This window comes from Roseateles sp. P5_E1 (genome assembly GCF_054049335.1).
Window position 1 is genome coordinate 298,574 of record NZ_JBFUMN010000001.1, and the last position, 18,143, is coordinate 316,716.

Genomic DNA, 18,143 nt, shown 5'->3' on the forward strand with positions numbered 1-18,143 from the left:
CACTGGCGCACCCCGCACTCGAAAGAAGCCGCGCCATGAACTTCGACTACAGCCCCAAGGTCGCGCAGATGCGTGAGCGCCTGCTTGCCTTCTTCGACGAGCACATCTATCCGAACGAGAAGCGCTATCTCGACGAGGTGGCTGCCAACCGTCGCGCCGGCAATCCCTGGGTGCCCACGAAGGTCATCGAGGAGCTCAAGCCCAAGGCCCGCGCGGCCGGTTTGTGGAACCTCTTCCTGCCCAAGTCCGCCCGCGCGCCCGAGGGCCTGTCCAACCTCGAATATGCGCCGCTGTGCGAGATCATGGGTCGCGTGTTCTGGGCCCCCGAGGTCTTCAACTGCTCGGCACCCGACACCGGCAACATGGAGACGCTGGAGCGCTATGCGTCCGAGGGGCTGAAGGACAAATGGCTGGAGCCGCTGCTGCGCGGCGAGATCCGCTCGGCCTTCCTGATGACCGAGCCGGCCGTGGCTTCGAGCGACGCCACCAACATCGAATGCCGCATCGAGCGCGATGGAGATGACTACGTCATCAACGGCCGCAAGTGGTGGAGCTCCGGTGCTGGCGACCCGCGCTGTGCCGTCTACATCGTCATGGGCAAGACCAACGAAGAGGCCGGCCGCCACGAGCAGCAGTCCATGATCGTCGTGCCGGCGAACGCGCCGGGCATCACGGTGGTCCGTCCGCTGTCCGTGTTCGGCTATGACGACGCGCCCCACGGCCACATGGAAGTCGAGCTGAAGAATGTGCGCGTGCCCGCCAGCAACATCCTGCTCGGCGAGGGCCGTGGCTTCGAGATCGCGCAGGGGCGCCTGGGCCCGGGCCGCATCCACCACTGCATGCGCAGCATCGGCGCCGCCGAGCGCGCCCTGCAGTTGCTGTGCGAACGCGCCATCGCCCGCACCGCCTTCGGCAAGACGATTGCCCAGCAGACGGTCACGCAGGAGCGCATCGCCGAGTCGCGCTGCATGATCGAACAGGCGCGCCTGTTGACGCTGAAAGCCGCCTACATGATGGACACGGTGGGCAACAAGGTCGCCAAGGCCGAGATCGCGATGATCAAGATCGTCGCGCCCAACATGGCCTTGCAGGTCATCGACTGGGCCATCCAGGTGTTCGGCGGCATGGGCGTCAGCGACGACACGCCGCTGGCCATGATGTGGGCGCACCAGCGCACCTTGAGGCTGGCCGACGGCCCCGACGAGGTGCACCGCAATTCGCTCGCCAAGCTGGAGCTGGCCAGCCACATGAAGCTGCCGGCCGACAGGGTCTCGATGCCGGTGACGCGCGGCGGCTGATCGTTAGCCCCTCGTCCAGTCCGCCTCGCTGAACGCGGGCGCCCTGGTCGGTCTTGCAGACCGCGCCGCGGCAGGTGCCGCAGCTCTTCGGCAGGCACATCCCGCCCACTGGGCGCGATGTGTCCGGCCTCAGCCCCGAGGGCACGGCGATGCTCGCGGCATCGAGCCGCGAGCACATCGCCAGCGCGGCTAGGGAGCGGCCCGGCGCTCGGCCCGCGAACTCAGGTGGTCTGGCGGCGGCAGCCCAGCACGCCCGTCACGTGGTTCAGCACCTCGGGCGCCCAGCCCATGCCCATATGGCTGGCCTGCACCTCGATGTCTCGCGCCAGCGGCCAGCGGCGCGCGTGCGTGCAGGCTTCCCACGAGACGACACCGTCGCGGCGGCTGTACAGCGAGATCGTCGGCACCGGCGGCGGCTCCGCCAGGCGCTCGCGCAGCGCCGCCTCGGCGGGGGCCTCGCGCCCGTTCAGCAGGCGGAACAGCCAGCCCACGTTGGTGTCGTCGACGCTGCCATTGAAGGGCGTGCCGATGGTGACGACGTGGTGCACGCGGTCGTGCCAGCGCTTGGCCAGCTCGCGCGCATAGAAGCCGCCCAGGCTCCAGCCCACGAAGCTGACCTCGCGTGCCGGCGCCACGCGCTCGTGCAGCTTGTCGGCCAGTGTTTCCAGCCAGGCATCGACGTCGCCCTTGGGCCCGGTGTTCATGCCCTGCCCCCAGTCCAGCGCCCGAAAGCCGGCGCGCTCCAGATGCCGGCGCAGCGGCCACAGCGTCAGGCCGTCCGTTCCCAGGCCCGGGAACAGCACCACGGTATGGCCGGCGCCGACCTGGCTGGGCGTCTTGCCCCACTGCATCAACGCGGCCCAGGCTTCCAGCGTGGCGCGCGCCGGCTCGGAGGCCAGCAGTGACAGGGCGGGCCGCCGGTTGGGTGCGGTGACGGGCTTGGGTGTCAGGGTCACGACGGGAGTGGAAGAGGTCATGGCTGTAGCGGCGCGAGCCGATGGGTCAGTCAATGGCCCCGATGCTGGCGTGCCGCACCGAGGCGTGGTGCCAGCGCGACGGCACAGGCGCTGTAGGACGGCACTGGCCGCTTGGGCGAAGGGCCCCACCCCCGCATTGGCGGGGTGAGCCCGGTGCTTCGGCTGACAGAATGCGGGCATGGCCAAGCCCGCACCCAAGCTCAATCCAGAAGAAGTCAAGCGTGTCATCGCCACCGCGTTCGAGGACACACCGCCCTACACCAAGGTGTTGCTGATGCACGGCATCGGCCATGGCGAGTTGGTGGCCCTGCTCAAGCGCGAGCTGACGCCGGCGGCCTACAAGCTCTGGACCGCGCGCGGCAGGTCGAGCAAGGGCCCGACCAAGCGGGCCACCTGGCCCCATGGTCGTTGACGTGAAGCTCGACCGCCGGTCTGTCCTCGCGCTGCTCGCCGCCCTGGCCGCCTGCAGCGACCCGGATGCGCGCATCCGCAACCGCATCGATACCGGCTGGCACCGGGATGATCTCGAGGCCCTGCTGCTGCACTGGCATGCTCATGCGCTGCGGCCCGACGGCAGCTTCCAGCTGGCCTTCAACCGCGCTTGGCAGCCCCAGCCCCAGCCGGAACTCGAGCTGATCGGCCAGGCCCGCCTCGTCTACGCCTTCGCCGCTGGCCATGAGTTCATCCCAGATGCGGGTTATCTCAAGGTGGCCCGGCGGGGCGCCGACTATCTGTTGCAGCGCTTCCGCGACCCGGTGCATGGCGGCTTCTTCCACACCGTGGGAGCGGACGGCATCCCGCGCGCCTCGATCAAGCGCGCCTACGGCCATGCCTTTGCGTTGCTGGCGCTGGCCGAGATCTACCGCATTGGAGGCGATGTGCGCTATCGCGATGCGGCCCTGCAGGCCTGGCGCGAGATCGAACTCAACTTCTTCGAGCCGGCCGGTGGCCTCTACAACGAATGCGAGCGTGACTTCAAGCCCATTCCGGGCGCGCGCACGCAGAACCCGATCATGCACATGTTCGAGGCGCTGCTGGCTCTGCGCGATGCCACCGGCGACAAGACCGTCGAGGCCGGCGCCCGGCGCCTGGGCGACTTCGTCGCCTACAAGCTGCTGCAAGGACAGGCCGAGGGCAGCGCCCACATCCCCGAGTGGTACGACGAGGGCTGGAAGCCCTTGCCGACGCGGGAAGCCGGCGGCTATATCGACATCGGCCACCAGTTCGAATGGAGCCATCTGCTGATGAAGGGCGCGCTGGTGTCGCCCATCTATGCCCAGGTGGCCGAGCGGGTGCTCGCCTATGCGCTGGCCACCGGCTATGACGACATCGACGGCGGCTGCGGCCTGAAAGCCTTCCCGGACGGGGGCAAGGCCGACGCGCACAAGGGCTGGTGGCAGCAGGCCGAATGCCTGCATGCCCTGCTCGTCGCGGGCCAGGCCACGGGCCGCAACGACCTGTGGCGGCGCTACGAGCAGACGCAGGGGCTGATCAAGACCCAGCTCATCGACGCCGAGCATGGCGGCTGGCGCGCGGCCGATGCCCTGCCCTGCAAGAGCGGCGGCTGCCGTGATGCTCAGCCCGATCCCTATCACATGGTGCGCCTGCACCAGGCGGCGCTCAAGGTCGCCAGCTGACGCTCAGCCCGGGCGCAGGTCGCCCATGCCGGCGTATCGCCGCAGTGCGCCGGACGCGGAGATCAGCAGCAGGCCCCCGGCGATGCCGATGGCGGTCACCACCCCGTAGAGCGACAGCCCCGTCGGCAGCAGCCAGCCATAGAGCTGGCCGGCCAGCAGGCCGGCCGTGGCCTTGGCCAGCATCCAGGCGCCCATCAACGTGGCCGCCCAGCCGGCTGGCGCATACCGCGACACCACGGCCAGCCCGATGGGCACGACCAGCAGCTCGGCCAGCGTCTGCACGCCGATGACGCCGACCATCATCCAGGCCGGAATGACCTCGCCCTGCGCGGCGCGGCCCTGCAACGCCTGCAGCAGCACGAAGCTCAGGCCCAGCACCATCATGCCCAGGCCCTGCACGCGAAATTCCGGCCAGCCCAGCCGCGAAAGCAGGCGCGCTGACAGCGGCGCCAGCAGGATGACGAGCAGGGGGTTCACGGCCAGGAACTGCGCGGCGGTCAGCTCGATGCCGAGGAATTGCGGCGAGACGTGGTCGCGCACGAACAGCGTCATCGCGCCAGCCGCCTGTTCGTAGCCGATGTAAAAGCAGATGGCCACCAGCGACATCAGCAAGATGACCTGGATGCGGCGCCGCGCCTGCGCATCAGTCCAGGCCGCGCGTGCCGGCTCGGGCGCTGGCGCAGCCACAGGCGGCAACCAGCGCCAACCGGCCATGAAAACCACGACGCCGACGGCCATGCCCGCCGCGGCAGACATGAATCCATAACCCCAGCCGTGGCGCTGCGCCAGATACCCACCGATCAGCGCAGACAGGGCCGCGCCGATATTGATGCCCATATAGAACACCGTATACCCACCCTGGCGCCGCGCGTCGTCTGGCAGATATAGCGCACCGACCATGGCCGTCGTGGTGGGTTTGAAAAGGCCGGTGCCCACCGCCAGCAAACCCAGGCCCAGGGTGACGGGCTGGCCCGCGCCGAGTGCGACATGGCCGGCCATCATCAGCAGCATGCCCAGCAGCACCGCGGGACGCTGGCCCAGGAGGCGGTCCGCCAGCCAGCCGCCGAAGATGGCGCAGAAGAACGCCGAGCCGGTATACATGCCGACGACCGAAACCGCGTCGGCCCGCGAATATTGCAAAGCCTCCACCAGATACAGCACCAGCAGCGAGCGAACGCCGTAGAAACTGAATCGCTCCCACATTTCTGCACCGGCGAGCACAAACAGGCCGAACGGTTGGCGGAGGTTTGCAGTGGTTGGCGAAATACCCGCGGCGGACATGGATCAAGGCTTTGGAGCGGCGGTTTTAGATAATAGGGGCGCGCCTTCACCTGGCCGTCAGGGCCATTGCAACCTTGCTGGTAAATACCCGCGGTAACGATGCGAAAACCGACATCGATAAATCCAAAAATGTGATTAGTCGCGAATCGGTCGGGCCCCTAGCATGATTTCAGACCCGAGCCACCGGCCCCCGAGAGGCCGACGCTGCCAGGGTTGGATCTGCACCCATAACGATTTCCGGAGACAAGATGAAGCAACAAGGCCTGGCGCCGCGGCATGCGCGTGCCCATTTCCAGAATTTCCCGAGCTTTGCCCTGAGCCTGACGGCCGCCGCCGCGCTGGCCGCCCTGTCCGGCAGCGCGCTGGCGCAGCAGGCCGCTGCGGCCGCTGCCGACCAGCAGCTGGAGACCGTCGTCGTCACCGGCGCCCGCGCCTCGGCCGAGACGGCGCAGGCCATCAAGAAGAATTCCGACCAGGTCGTCGACTCCATCGTCGCCGAGGACATCGGCAAGTTCCCCGACAAGAACGTGGCCGAGCTGGTCGGCCGCGTCACCGGCGTGCAGATCCAGCGCGGCAACGGCGAGGCCGGCACGGTCATCGTGCGCGGCCTGGGCGGCATCGTTACGCTGCTGAACGGCCGCGAGTTCTTCTCGGACTCGGGCCGCAGCCTCTATCTGGCCGACGTGCCGGCGACGATGCTCAAGCGCATCGACGTCTACAAGACCCAGGAAGCCAGCCTGCCCGAAGGCGGCACGGCCGGCGTCATCGACGTGCGCACTAACCGCCCCTTCGACTTCAAGGGCGCGCAGTTCGTCGTCAACGGCCGCATGGAGCACCGCGACAAGGCCGACGTCAACAACCCTGACCTGAGCGGCATGGCCTCCAACCGCTGGAAGACCGACCTCGGTGAGGTTGGCGCCCTGTTCGGCCTGTCCTACCAGCGCGGCAAGTACCACGATGAGCGCGCATGGGTCGGCGACCCGCTGACCTTCACGAACGCCGGCCGCAGCATTGTCGGCTCCGACGCCGTCGGCCGCGTGCTCGACCTGGGCGACCGCAAGCGCCTGGCCGGCAACTTCGCGCTGCAGTGGAAGCCGAGCGCCGACAAGGAGGTCTATCTGGAAGGCTTCGGCACCAGCATCAACCACCGCTTCCAGCAGTCCTTCCTGGTGGCCGGTGCGCCGGTCTTCGAGCCGACCTCGGTGGTGACCGTCAAGCCCGGCACCAACTTCATGGACACGGTCACCAACACCAACTACAACGGTTGGGGCTTCACTTCCACGCAGGCCAAGCACGACACGGTCAGCAATGCCCAGGTGGCCCTGGGCGGCCACTGGGACGTGACCGACCGCCTGCGCCTGTCCACCGAGCTGGCCCGCACCAACAGCCAGATCGACTGGGTCAACCGCATCCTGGACACCGGCTACTCGCCCACCAGCACGGTGGCCAAGGTGCAGGACGGCGGCGGCTACATCAACTACCCCAACCTGGACTTGACCAGCAAGGCCAACTTCCGCATCAACGGCGGCGTGGATGTGCGCGGCGAGCGCGACGGCCACAACACCGACTGGCGCGGCGACGCGACCTATGACATCGGCGACGGCTTCTTCCGCGAGGTCAGCGGCGGCGCACGCCTGGCCAAGCGCACGGCCATGTCCATCGGCACCACCATGCCTTGGACGACCAGCTTCTCGGCCGTGGGCAAGTCGACGGCCGATGCCGCGCTGGCGGACATGTTCTCGGTGTCGCCGCCCACCTGGGGCGACTACGGCGTCAAGCAATACGTCTATGCCGACCGCGACTGGCTGCTGAACAACGGCGAAGCCTTCCGCAAGCTGCTGACCAACGGCAACGGCGCGCTGACGGCCTATGACCCGATGACGCTGTTCGACGACAGCGAGACGACCCAGGCGATCTACGGCCGCACCAAGTTCGGCTTCAACGCCGGCGGTGTGCCGGTGACCGGCGTGTTCGGCCTGCGTGTCGTGCGCACCGAGCAGAAGCTGATGGGCAACTCCCGCAATGCCAGCACCGGCGTCATCACGCCGGTCAACATCGACACCTCGCGCACCGACGCGCTGCCGACGCTGTCGCTGAAGGCCGAGCTGACGTCCAAGCYGATCGCCCGCCTGGTGACCGGCAAGGCCATCGAGCGCCCGAACTTCGTCGACTACAACCCCGGCATCACTTTCACGCCCCCGGGCGGCGGCGTCACCTACGGCACGGCCAACGGCGGCAACCCGCAGCTCAAACCGACCGAGTCCACCAATGTGGACGCGGCGCTGGAGTACTACTTCGCCCGCACCGGCTCGGTGACGGCCACGGCTTTCGAGCACAAGTTCAAGAACCGTGTGTACTCGCAGACGGTCGAGACGACGATCGGTGGCGTGCCTTACCGCATCACGCAGCCGATCAACATCAACAAGGCCAATCTGCACGGCTACGAGCTGAGCTACCGCCAGTTCTACGACTTCCTGCCCGGCTGGCTTGGCGGCTTCGGCCTGGAGGCCAACTACACCTTCATGACCGGCAAGCAGACCGACCCGAACGGCGTGACCGGCCCCTTCCTCGGCCAGTCCAAGTCGGCCTACAACCTGGTCGGCTTGTACGAGTACGGTGACATTTACGCCCGCCTGGCCTACAACTGGCGCAGCAAGTTCCTGGCCGAGAAGCCTTACCGCACGACGGGCCGTGAGTTGTGGGTGGCGCCGCTGCGCACGCTGGACGCCTCGTTCGGCTACAGCTTCAACAAGCAGCTGACGATGTCGGTGGACGTGACCAACCTGCTCAACCAGTCCTATCACGACTACTTCGACCAGACCCCGTCGCTGGTGCGCGACGTGCGCTACTACGACCGCACGGTGGGGGTGTCGGTGCGCTGGAAGCTTTGAACCCGACGACCCTCGGCTCGTCCAGGGCGTTGCAGGCGCCTCGCCGGTAACGCCCCTTTTTATGCCGCCGTACCCATGTCTGACCTGCTTGAACCGCTGATCCGCCAGCGCGCCGATCCCCACATCAGCCGCCACGCTGACGGCTTTTACTACTTCACCGCCTCGGTGCCGCAGTACGACCGCATCGAGATCCGCCGCGCCCTCACCATCGAGGGCCTGGTGGATGCGCCGGTTTTCGACGTCTGGCACAAGCCCGACACGGGGCCGTATTCCGAGCTGGTCTGGGCGCCCGAACTGCATTTCAACGACGGCGCCTGGTATGTCTACTTCGCGGCCGCGCCAACCCGCGCGCTGGATGGCCTGGGCATGTTTCAGCACCGCATGTATGCGATCAGGAACATCGCCCAGGACCCACTGGGCGGCCCCTGGGAGTTCCTCGGCCAGGTCGACTCCGGCATGGACAGCTTCTGCCTGGACGCGACCACCTTCACGCACCGCGGCCAGCTCTATTACCTGTGGGCGCAGAAGGACCCGGCCATCCCCGGCAACTCCAACCTCTACCTCGCACCGATGAAAACGCCCTGGCAACTGGGTGGCGCGCCGGTGCTGCTGAGCCGGCCCGAGTACGCCTGGGAGTGCCGCGGCTTCCTCGTCAACGAAGGGCCCTCGGTGCTGCGGAGAAACGGCCGCGTCTTCATCAGCTACTCAGCCAGCGCCACCGACGAGAACTACGCCATGGGCCTGCTTTGGGCGGATGAAAACGCCAACCTGCTGGACCCGGCAAGCTGGCGCAAGTCCGTCCAGCCGGTCATGCGCAGTTGCGCCGAGGACAGCGTCTTCGGCCCCGGTCACAACAGCTTCACGGCTGGCGACGACCGCGACGAGGTGCTGCTGGTCTATCACGCCCGCACCTACACCGAGATCGTCGGCGACCCGCTGTGGAACCCCGACCGCCACACCTTCGTGAAGCCGCTGCGGTGGTCGGCCGACGGCATGCCGCTGTTTGGCAAGCCTTCCCGGCTTGATTGATGCCGGTTTCGATATCGATACGTCGAGGAATTTGATTGGATCGCGTATCCCTCGGCCCCTAGCATCGTTTGACGGGCTGCCTGCGTCTGAATGGCGCAGCCAGCCCAGTGAAGCGGCAAACCTGCGTGCCGGGAATGACATCGAGACAACACATGACGACTGACGACAAGAAGAGCAAGGTCAAGCTGCGCTCCGCCGAGTGGTTCGGCACCCAGGACAAGAACGGTTTCATGTACCGCTCCTGGATGAAGAACCAGGGCATCCCCGACCATGAATTCCAGGGCAAGCCCATCATCGGCATCTGCAACACCTGGAGCGAGCTGACGCCCTGCAACGCCCACTTCCGCAAGCTGGCCGAGCACGTCAAGCGCGGCATCCTGGAGGCGGGCGGCTTCCCGGTCGAGTTCCCGGTGTTCTCCAACGGCGAGAGCAATCTGCGCCCGACCGCCATGCTGACGCGCAACCTCGCCAGCATGGACGTCGAAGAAAGCATCCGCGGCAACCCGATGGACGCCGTCGTGCTGCTGGTGGGCTGCGACAAGACCACGCCCGCCCTGCTGATGGGCGCGGCCAGCGTCGACGTGCCGGCCATCGTCGTCACCGGCGGCCCGATGCTCAACGGCAAGCTCAAGGGCAAGAACATCGGCTCGGGCACGGCCGTGTGGCAGTTGCACGAGCAGGTCAAGGCCGGCGAACTCAGCATGCACGACTTCATGGCTGCCGAGGCCGGTCACTCGCGTTCGGCCGGCACCTGCAACACCATGGGCACGGCCTCGACGATGGCCTGCATGGCCGAGGCGCTGGGCACGTCCCTGCCGCACAACGCCGCGATTCCCGCCGTTGATGCACGGCGCTATGTGCTGGCCCATCTGTCGGGCATGCGCATCGTCGAGATGGTGTGGGAGCAGCTGACGCTGTCAAAGGTGCTGACGAAAGAGGCGTTCGAGAACGCCATCCGCGTCAACGCCGCCATCGGCGGCTCGACCAACGCCGTCATCCACCTGAAGGCCATCGCCGGGCGCATCGGCGTGGACCTGGAGCTGGAAGACTGGACCCGCGTCGGCCGCGGCACGCCCACCGTCGTGGACCTGCTGCCTTCGGGCCGCTTCCTGATGGAAGAGTTCTATTACGCCGGCGGCCTGCCCGCCGTCATCCGCCGCCTGGGCGAGGGCGGCCTGCTGCCGCACAAGGACGCGCTGACCGTCAACGGCAAGAGCCTGTGGACCAACTGCGTGGACGCGCCCATCTATGACGACGAAGTCATCCGCCAGCTGGACAAGCCGCTGATCGCCGACGGCGGCATCTGCATCCTGCGTGGCAACCTGGCGCCGCGCGGCGCCGTGCTCAAGCCCTCGGCCGCCACGCCCGAGCTGATGAAGCACCGCGGCCGTGCCGTCGTGTTCGAGGACTTCGAGGACTACAAGGCGCGTATCGTCGATCCCGACTTGGACGTCGACGCCAACTCAATCCTCGTCATGAAGAACTGCGGCCCCAAGGGCTACCCCGGCATGGCCGAGGTCGGCAACATGGGCCTGCCCCCGAAGCTGCTCGCCGCTGGCGTCAAGGACATGGTGCGCATCTCGGATGCGCGCATGAGCGGCACCGCCTACGGCACCGTCGTGCTGCACGTCGCGCCCGAGGCGCGCGCCGGTGGGCCGCTGGCCGTCGTCAAGGAGGGCGATTTCATCGAGCTCGACTGCGCTGGCGGCCGCCTGCACCTGGACGTGCCGGAGGCCGAGCTGGCCGAGCGCCTGGCCGCCTGGGCCGCGGCACAAACCGTCGACCCCCAGGACGCCAGTGGCTATCGGCACCTCTACGTGCAGCACGTGCTGCAGGCCGACGAAGGCTGCGACTTCGATTTCCTGCGCGGCAAGCGCGGCTCTGCCGTCCCGCGCCATTCCCATTAAGGACGCCTCATGAGCAACACTATCCAAGGCCTGGCGCTGATCGGCGGCCAGCCGGTACGCGGCGCCGGCAAGCCCTTCCAGGCTTTCGACCCGGGCAAGAACGAAGCCATCGGCCCCGACTTCAACGCCGTCGATGCCGCCCAGGTGTCCGAAGCCTGCGCGCTCGCCGGCGCCGCCTTCGACGCCTACCGCGCGACGACGGATCAGGAGCGTGCCGATTTCCTGGAGCAGATCGCCGCGCAGATCCTGGCGCTGGGCGACGACCTGATCGTGCGCGCCATGGCCGAGACCGGCCTGCCGCGTGCCCGCCTGGAAGGCGAGCGTGGCCGCACGATGAACCAGCTCAAGCTGTTCGCCGAGCTGCTGCGCGAAGGCAGCTGGCAGGACGCCCGCATCGACACGGCGCTGCCCACCCGCACACCGCCGCGGCCGGACCTGCGCCTGCGCTTCGTCGGCGTCGGCCCGGTGGCCGTATTCGGCGCCAGCAACTTCCCGCTGGCCTTCTCGGTCGCCGGTGGCGACACCGCCGCGGCCCTGGCCGCCGGCTGCCCGGTCGTCGTCAAGGCGCACTCGGCCCACCCGGGCACGTCCGAGCTGGTCGGCCGCGCGGTCGTCGAGGCGGTCAAGCTGTCCAACCTGCCCGCCGGCGTCTTCGCGCTGCTGACCGGCAGCGGCCACGGCATCGGCGACACGCTGGTGCGCCACCCGGCTATCCAGGCTGTCGGCTTCACCGGCTCGCGCAGCGGTGGCATCGCGCTGATGGCCGCGGCGGCTTCGCGGCCCCAGCCCATCCCGGTCTACGCCGAGATGAGCAGCATCAACCCCGTCGTCCTGCTGCCTGGCGCGCTAGCCGCGCGCGGCGCCGAGATCGCGACCGGCTTTGCGGGTTCGCTGACGATGGGCGTCGGCCAGTTCTGCACCAACCCTGGCCTGGTGCTGGGCCTGGCCAGCGCGGACTTCGACCGCTTCGCCAGCGCCGCTGCCGAGGCCCTCAAGCCCATGCCGGCCGCCACCATGCTGACTCCCGGCATCGCCGGCGCCTACCAGCGCGGCGAGGACCAGCTTGCCGGCCAGCCTGCCGTGGACACGTTGCTGCGCGGTGAATCGAGTGCCTGCAAGGGTGCGCCCAGCCTGTTCAAGACGACCGGCGCGGCCTTCCTGGCCAACCACGCGATGCAGTCCGAGATCTTCGGCCCCGCCTCGCTGCTGGTGGCCTGCTCGGACCTGGACGAACTGCTCGCCGTCATCGAGAGCCTGGAAGGCCAGCTGACCGCGACGCTGCAGCTGCAGGACGACGACGAGGCCGACCTCGCCGCCGCCCGCCGCCTGCTGCCGGCGCTGGAGCGCAAGGTCGGCCGCATCCTGGCCAATGGCTACCCGACGGGCGTCGAAGTGTCGACGGCCATGGTCCATGGCGGCCCCTTCCCGGCGACCAGCGACGGCCGCAGCAGCTCGGTCGGCACGGCCGCCATCCAGCGCTTCCTGCGCCCGGTCTGCTACCAGAACATGCCGCGCGCGCTGCTGCCGCCGGTGCTGCGCGAACCGAACGAGCGTGGCCTCTGGCGCCGCCGCGACGGCGCGCTGACGCGCAACTGAAGATCAACACAAGACAAACGACAGGAGACAAGACGATGAAGAAGCAACTGCTCGCCAAGGTGGTCGCGCTGGGGGCGACCCTGGCCCTGGGCGCCAGCGCCCTGGCCGCCGACATCAAGCTGGTGGTCAGCCCCGACCAGCCCGGCCCCGTCATCCACCGCAACATCTACGGTCAGTTCGCCGAGCACCTGGGCACCGGCATTTACGAGGGCATGTGGGTCGGTCCCGACTCCAAGATCCCCAATGTGCGCGGCTGGCGCAAGGACGTCGTCGCGGCGCTCAAGGAGCTCAAGGTGCCGCTGGTGCGCTGGCCCGGCGGCTGCTTCGCCGACGAATACCACTGGCGCGAAGGCATCGGCCCGCGCAAGCAACGCCCGGTCAAGGTCAACAGCAACTGGGGCGGTGTGCCCGAGGACAACGCGGTTGGCACGCACGAGTTCTTCGACCTGGTCGAGCAGATCGGCGCCGAGGCCTACGTCAACGGCAACCTGGGCACCGGCAGCGCGCAGGAAATGTCCGAATGGCTGGAGTACATGACGGCCGAGGGCAAGTCCTCACTGGCCGAGCTGCGCCGCAAGAACGGCCGCGACAAGCCCTTCCGCGTGCATTACTTCGCCGTCGGCAACGAGACCTGGGGCTGCGGCGGCAACATGCGCCCCGAGTACTACGCCGACCAGTTCCGCCAGGTCGCCTCCTTCCTGAGGGCGCCCGGCCACAACCGGCCCATCATCATCGCCAGCGGCGGCAACGGCATGCAGACCGAGTGGACCGACGTGCTCAGCAAGGGCGTGCCGGGCGTCAACGCGATCTCCCACCACGCCTACACCCTGCCCACCGGCAACTGGGAAAAGAAGGGCGCGGCCATCGGCTTCCCCGAGAGCGAATGGATCTCGACGCTGGGCAACGTCCAGCAGATCGAGCAGATGATCGCCAAGAACTCGGCCGTCCTCGACAAGAACGACCCCAGCAAGAAGATCGGCTTCTACTTCGACGAGTGGGGCAGCTGGTATGACGCGGACCCCGGCACCAACCCCGGCTTCCTGGTCCAGCGCAACACGCTGCGCGACGCGCTGCTCGCGGCCCTGCACTTCAACGTCTTCCACGCCCATGCCGACCGCGTGCAGATGACCAATATCGCGCAGATGGTCAACGTGCTGCAGGCCATGATCCAGACGACCAAGGACAAGCTGGTCCTGACGCCGACCTACCACGCCTTCGCGCTGTACACGCCCTTCCAGGACGCGACCTCGCTGCCCGCCAAGATCGAGAACAACCCGGTCTACAAGGTCGGCGCGGCCGAGATGCCGGGCCTGAGCGTGACGGCCGCGCGGGCCAAGGACGGCAAGCTCTACGTCGGCCTGGTCAACGCCAACCCCAACCAGCCCGCCGAGCTGAGCGTGCAGGTCGGCGCCGGTGCAGCCAAGGCCGCGCGCGGCAAGCTGCTGACCGCCGCCGCGATGGATGCGCAAAACGAACTGGGCAAGGCGCCGCTGGTCACGCCGCAGGCCTATGAGGCGCAGGCCGTCGGCGGCAAGCTCACGCTGAAGCTGCCTGCCAAGTCCGTCCTGGTCGTCGCCATCGAAGGCTGAGCCATGAGCGCCCCCAAGCGACGCGAGTTCCTCGCGGGCGCAGCCGTGCTCACCTTGACGGCCTGCGGCGGGGGCGGCGGCGACTCGCCGGCGCCTTCGCCTGCACCGACGCCGGCACCCGCTCCGCCTCCCGCACCTGCACCCGCGCCCGCGCCGGCCCCAGCGCCTGCGCCTTCGCAGGCACCGGTGAGCTTCGCCAACGTCGCCGTGCATGACCCCTCGGTCATCCGCACCGACGGCACCTTCTACGTCTTCGGCTCCCATCTCGCCGCGGCCAAGACGACGGACCTGATGAACTGGACCAAAGTGGCCGATGGCGTCAACGACGCCAACGCGCTGTTCGGCAACAAGGTCACGACGGCCCTGGCGGATACCTTCGCCTGGGCCCAGGTCACCGACCTGTGGGCGCCCGACGTCGCAAGGCTCGACGACGGCAAGTTCTACATGTATTACTGCGCCTGCAAGGGCGACTCTCCGCGTTCGGCGCTGGGCGTGGCCGTGGCCGACAAGGTGGACGGCCCCTACGTCAACAAGCAGATCCTGCTGAAATCGGGCATGTGGGGGCTGCCCAGCGAGGACGGCACGGTCTATGACGCGACCGTCCACCCCAACGTCGTCGACCCCCAGGTGTTCAAGGACGCAACGGGCAAGCTGTGGATGATCTACGGCTCCTACTCGGGCGGCCTGTTCATCCTGCAGCTGAACGCGACGACCGGCCTGCCGCTGCCGGGCCAGGGCTACGGCAGGCACCTGATGGGCGGCAACCATGCGCGCATTGAAGGGGCCTACGTTCTCTACAGCCCGCAGAGCCAGTACTACTACCTGTTCACGTCCTTCGGCGGCCTGGATGCGGCCGGCGGCTACAACGTCCGCGTGACGCGGTCCCTGCAACCCGATGGGCCCTACGTGGATGGTGCCGGCACCGACATGGCCACCGTCAAGGGTGCGGCCGGCACGGTCTTTGACGACGCCAGCATCACGCCGCACGGCATGAAGCTGATGGGCGGCCACCAGTTCGCCAACGCGGCCGGCGAGACCGGCACGGCGCTGGGCTATGTCTCGCCGGGCCACAACTCGGCCTACCACGACGCGGCCACCGGTCAGTACTTCATCATCTTTCACACGCGCTTCCCTGGCACCGGCGAGGTCCACGAGGTGCGGGTGCACGAGATGCATCTGAACGAGGACGGCTGGCTCGTCGTCGCGCCGCTGCGCTACGCGCCGCTGAGCCTGGCCACGCCGGCGCAGACGGCCGACGTCAGCGCCGCGCAGGCGGCCGGCAACTACAAGCTCGTCAACCATGGCAAGGACATCACGGCAGTGAGCAAGACTTCGATCAACGTCACGCTGAACGCCGATGGCACGCTCGGCGGCGGCATGACAGGCAACTGGATGCACAAGGGCAGCAACAAACTGAGTGTGGTGAGCGGCGGAGCGACCTATGCCGGCGTACTGTCCCGGCAATGGAACACCAACTCCAGCGCATTCGTCGTGACCTTCAGCGCGCTGTCCTCCGGCGGCGTGTCGCTGTGGGCGGTTCGCACAGGGAGCTCGCAATGAAACGCCTTCTCGCCATCTTCGCCCTCGCGCTGTGTGCCCACGGCGCGCATGCGGCGACGCAAGCCTTTGCGCTGGATCGTGTACGTCTACAGGACGGGCCGTTCCTCGACGCGCAGAGCACCGACCTGCGCTACCTGATGGCGCTCGACCCCGAGCGCCTGCTGGCGCCCTTCCGCCGCGAGGCCGGCCTGCCGGTGCCTACGCCCAGCTACGGCAATTGGGAGTCCCACGGCCTGGACGGTCACATGGGCGGCCACTATGTTTCAGCGCTGGCGCTGATGTGGGCCTCCACCGGCGACGCTGAGGTCAAGAAGCGACTGGACTACTTCATCGCCGAACTCAAGCGCTGCCAGGACAAGCTCGGCAACGGCTACATCGGCGGCGTTCCCGACGGCGCCAAGGCTTGGGGCCAGGTGGCCGCGGGCGAGCTCAAGGTCGAAAGCTTCGGACTCAACGGGCGCTGGGTGCCCTGGTACAACCTCCACAAGACGTTCGCCGGCCTGCGCGACGCCTGGGTGCACGCCGGCAATGCCGACGCCAAGGCCATGCTCGTGCGCCTGAGCGACTGGGCGCTGCGCCTGACCACGCCGCTGAGCGACGCGCAGATGCAGGACATGTTGCGCGCCGAGCACGGCGGCATGAACGAGGTGCTGGCCGACGTGGCCGAGATGACCGGCGACCTGCGCTACCTGGCGCTGGCGCGGCGCTTCTCGCACCGGGCCATCCTGCAGCCGCTCGCGGCCGGCCAGGACAAGCTCACCGGCCTGCATGCCAACACGCAGATCCCCAAGGTCATCGGCTTTGCGCGCATCGCGCAGCAGGCTGGCGAGGACGAGGGCTGGCGCGCGGCGGAGTTCTTCTGGCGCACCGTCGTCGAAAAGCGCAGCGTGGCGATCGGCGGCAACAGCGTCAAGGAGCACTTCCATCCGGCCGACGACTTCAAGCCGATGCTCGACGCGGTGGAAGGCCCCGAGACCTGCAACAGCTACAACATGCTCAAGCTGACCGCGCTGCTGGCGCAGGCCCGGCCGAAGCAGGGCGCGGGAACGGGCAAGTACGCCGACTACTACGAGCGCACGCTCTACAACCACATCCTCGCGTCCCAGCACCCGGGCGATGGCGGCTTGGTCTACTTCACGCCGATGCGGCCGCAGCACTACCGCGTCTACTCCAAGGTGGACGACAGCATGTGGTGCTGCGTGGGCTCCGGCATCGAGAGCCACGCGCGTCACGGCGAGTTCATCTACGCGCATGAGGGCGACGACGCACTGGTCGTCAACCTCTTCGTCGCCTCCAAGCTGGACTGGCGCGAGCGCGGCATCAAGCTCACGCAGTCCACCCGGTTCCCCGACGAGTCGCGCACGCGGCTGACGGTGGACGGCGCCGGCAGCTTCGCGCTCAAGGTTCGCTACCCCGGTTGGGTCGCGCCCGGCGCGCTGAGGGTCAAGCTGAACGGCAACCCCGTCAAGGTGACGGCCAAGCCCGGCGACTATGTCGAACTGCGCCGCGACTGGAAGGCCGGCGACCGGGTCGACATCGAGCTGCCCATGCGCACGACGCTGGAGCCCATGCCCGGCCTGAAGAACTACGTCGCCGTGCTGCACGGCCCCATCGTGCTGGCCGCCAAGACGCCGCAGCCGGGCGAGACGCTGAACTTCATGGCCGACAGCGCGCGTGGGGACCAAGTCCCGGCCGGCGCCGTTTGCCCGCAGGACAGCGCGCCGGTGTTCGTCAGCGACAAGGCCGACTTCATCCGCCGCTTCAAGCCCGTGCCCGGCCAGCCGCTCACCTTTACCGCGCCCGACCTCATCCAGGGTGGCAAGGACGCGGACAAGCTGCAGCTCATCCCCTTCTTCCGCCTGCACGACTCGCGTTACATGGTCTATTGGGCGCGGTCCACGCCGGCCCAGCAGAGCCTGATGCGTGCCGAGCTGGCCAAGGCCGAGGAAGAGCGCCTGGCGCTGGACGCGCAGACCATCGACCAGGTCGCCCCGGGCGAGCAGCAGCCCGAGTCCGACCACAGCTTCCAGGGCGAGGGCGCCGAAACCGGCATCGCGCCGGCCGGCCGCTGGCGGCATGCGAAGCAGTGGTTCGGCTACACGCTGAACGACCCGCAGGCACAGGGCCGGCTGCTGCGCCTGATGCTGGCCAGCGGCGATGCGGGCCGGCGCTTTGACGTGGTCGTCAACGGCCGTGTCGTCGCCGAGCTGGCGCTGGCCTCCGAAGCCCAGCCGCTGTATGCCCGCGAAGTGCCACTGCCGCCCGATCTCGTCGCTGCCGCAGGCGGCAAGCTGGAGGTGCGCTTCGTTGCCAAGCCGGGTTCCCTCGMCGGTGGCCTCTACGGCCTGAGGCTGTTGCGTTGACTGATGGCAGCGGCG

Annotated in this window: 12 protein-coding genes; 10 read left to right on the top strand and 2 right to left on the bottom strand. The window is 68.2% G+C overall.

Going from position 1 to position 18,143, the window contains the following annotated elements; translation table 11 throughout:
• Positions 1-35: 35 nt before the first annotated feature.
• Positions 36-1,298, top strand: coding sequence for an acyl-CoA dehydrogenase family protein (locus ACXJKJ_RS01510; RefSeq protein ID WP_457388737.1), 1,263 nt, complete (start codon positions 36-38; stop codon positions 1,296-1,298).
• A 221-nt stretch (positions 1,299-1,519) separates the two neighbouring features.
• On the opposite strand, the gene ACXJKJ_RS01515 is transcribed toward ACXJKJ_RS01510, so the two are convergent.
• Entirely contained in the window at positions 1,520-2,275 is a 756-nt protein-coding gene (locus tag ACXJKJ_RS01515; protein ID WP_457320055.1) for an esterase/lipase family protein, read from the bottom strand.
• Positions 2,276-2,453: 178 nt separating this feature from the next.
• Here ACXJKJ_RS01515 and ACXJKJ_RS01520 point away from each other — a divergent pair, with 178 nt between their 5' ends.
• On the top strand, positions 2,454-2,687 hold the full coding sequence (locus ACXJKJ_RS01520; RefSeq protein ID WP_056191214.1) for a DUF2805 domain-containing protein: 234 nt from the start codon (positions 2,454-2,456) through the stop codon (positions 2,685-2,687).
• Positions 2,677-3,912, top strand: coding sequence for an AGE family epimerase/isomerase (locus ACXJKJ_RS01525; protein ID WP_457388739.1), 1,236 nt, complete (start codon positions 2,677-2,679; stop codon positions 3,910-3,912). The genes ACXJKJ_RS01520 and ACXJKJ_RS01525 overlap by 11 nt, the downstream gene beginning before the upstream one ends.
• Positions 3,913-3,915: 3 nt before the next feature.
• Here the strand turns inward: ACXJKJ_RS01525 and ACXJKJ_RS01530 are convergent, their stop codons facing one another.
• A complete protein-coding gene (locus ACXJKJ_RS01530) occupies positions 3,916-5,193 on the bottom strand; it encodes a peptide MFS transporter (RefSeq protein ID WP_056191217.1) in 1,278 nt (425 codons plus the stop codon).
• Between the two features lie 248 nt (positions 5,194-5,441).
• On the opposite strand from ACXJKJ_RS01530, the gene ACXJKJ_RS01535 reads away from it, so the two are divergent.
• The 7 genes from ACXJKJ_RS01535 to ACXJKJ_RS01565 all read left to right on the top strand — a co-directional run bounded on the left by ACXJKJ_RS01535 (position 5,442) and on the right by ACXJKJ_RS01565 (position 18,128).
• On the top strand, positions 5,442-8,084 hold the full coding sequence (locus ACXJKJ_RS01535; protein WP_457388741.1) for a TonB-dependent receptor: 2,643 nt from the start codon (positions 5,442-5,444) through the stop codon (positions 8,082-8,084).
• Positions 8,085-8,159: 75 nt separating this feature from the next.
• Entirely contained in the window at positions 8,160-9,113 is a 954-nt protein-coding gene (locus tag ACXJKJ_RS01540; protein WP_457388743.1) for a glycoside hydrolase family 43 protein, read from the top strand.
• A 152-nt stretch (positions 9,114-9,265) separates the two neighbouring features.
• Positions 9,266-11,020 (top strand): IlvD/Edd family dehydratase, encoded by a 1,755-nt coding sequence (locus ACXJKJ_RS01545; protein ID WP_457388745.1) that lies wholly within the window; start codon positions 9,266-9,268, stop codon positions 11,018-11,020.
• Positions 11,021-11,029: 9 nt separating this feature from the next.
• Entirely contained in the window at positions 11,030-12,616 is a 1,587-nt protein-coding gene (locus ACXJKJ_RS01550; protein ID WP_457320043.1) for an aldehyde dehydrogenase (NADP(+)), read from the top strand.
• A 35-nt stretch (positions 12,617-12,651) separates the two neighbouring features.
• Positions 12,652-14,205, top strand: a complete 1,554-nt coding sequence (locus ACXJKJ_RS01555; protein ID WP_056191226.1) for an alpha-N-arabinofuranosidase — start codon at positions 12,652-12,654, stop codon at positions 14,203-14,205.
• Positions 14,206-14,208: 3 nt separating this feature from the next.
• A complete protein-coding gene (locus ACXJKJ_RS01560) occupies positions 14,209-15,765 on the top strand; it encodes a glycoside hydrolase family 43 protein (protein ID WP_082532317.1) in 1,557 nt (518 codons plus the stop codon).
• Entirely contained in the window at positions 15,762-18,128 is a 2,367-nt protein-coding gene (locus ACXJKJ_RS01565; protein ID WP_457388747.1) for a beta-L-arabinofuranosidase domain-containing protein, read from the top strand. Before ACXJKJ_RS01560 ends, ACXJKJ_RS01565 begins: the two co-directional genes overlap by 4 nt.
• Positions 18,129-18,143: the final 15 nt, after the last annotated feature.

Bases quoted from the DNA above. Each gene is read 5' to 3' on its own strand.
- ACXJKJ_RS01510 (WP_457388737.1), top strand. From the start codon at position 36: ATGAACTTCGACTACAGCCCCAAGGTCGCGCAGATGCGTGAGCGCCTG.
- ACXJKJ_RS01515 (WP_457320055.1), bottom strand. From the start codon at position 2,275: ATGACCTCTTCCACTCCCGTCGTGACCCTGACACCCAAGCCCGTCACC.
- ACXJKJ_RS01520 (WP_056191214.1), top strand. From the start codon at position 2,454: ATGGCCAAGCCCGCACCCAAGCTCAATCCAGAAGAAGTCAAGCGTGTC.
- ACXJKJ_RS01525 (WP_457388739.1), top strand. From the start codon at position 2,677: ATGGTCGTTGACGTGAAGCTCGACCGCCGGTCTGTCCTCGCGCTGCTC.
- ACXJKJ_RS01530 (WP_056191217.1), bottom strand. From the start codon at position 5,193: ATGTCCGCCGCGGGTATTTCGCCAACCACTGCAAACCTCCGCCAACCG.
- ACXJKJ_RS01540 (WP_457388743.1), top strand. From the start codon at position 8,160: ATGTCTGACCTGCTTGAACCGCTGATCCGCCAGCGCGCCGATCCCCAC.
- ACXJKJ_RS01545 (WP_457388745.1), top strand. From the start codon at position 9,266: ATGACGACTGACGACAAGAAGAGCAAGGTCAAGCTGCGCTCCGCCGAG.
- ACXJKJ_RS01550 (WP_457320043.1), top strand. From the start codon at position 11,030: ATGAGCAACACTATCCAAGGCCTGGCGCTGATCGGCGGCCAGCCGGTA.
- ACXJKJ_RS01555 (WP_056191226.1), top strand. From the start codon at position 12,652: ATGAAGAAGCAACTGCTCGCCAAGGTGGTCGCGCTGGGGGCGACCCTG.
- ACXJKJ_RS01560 (WP_082532317.1), top strand. From the start codon at position 14,209: ATGAGCGCCCCCAAGCGACGCGAGTTCCTCGCGGGCGCAGCCGTGCTC.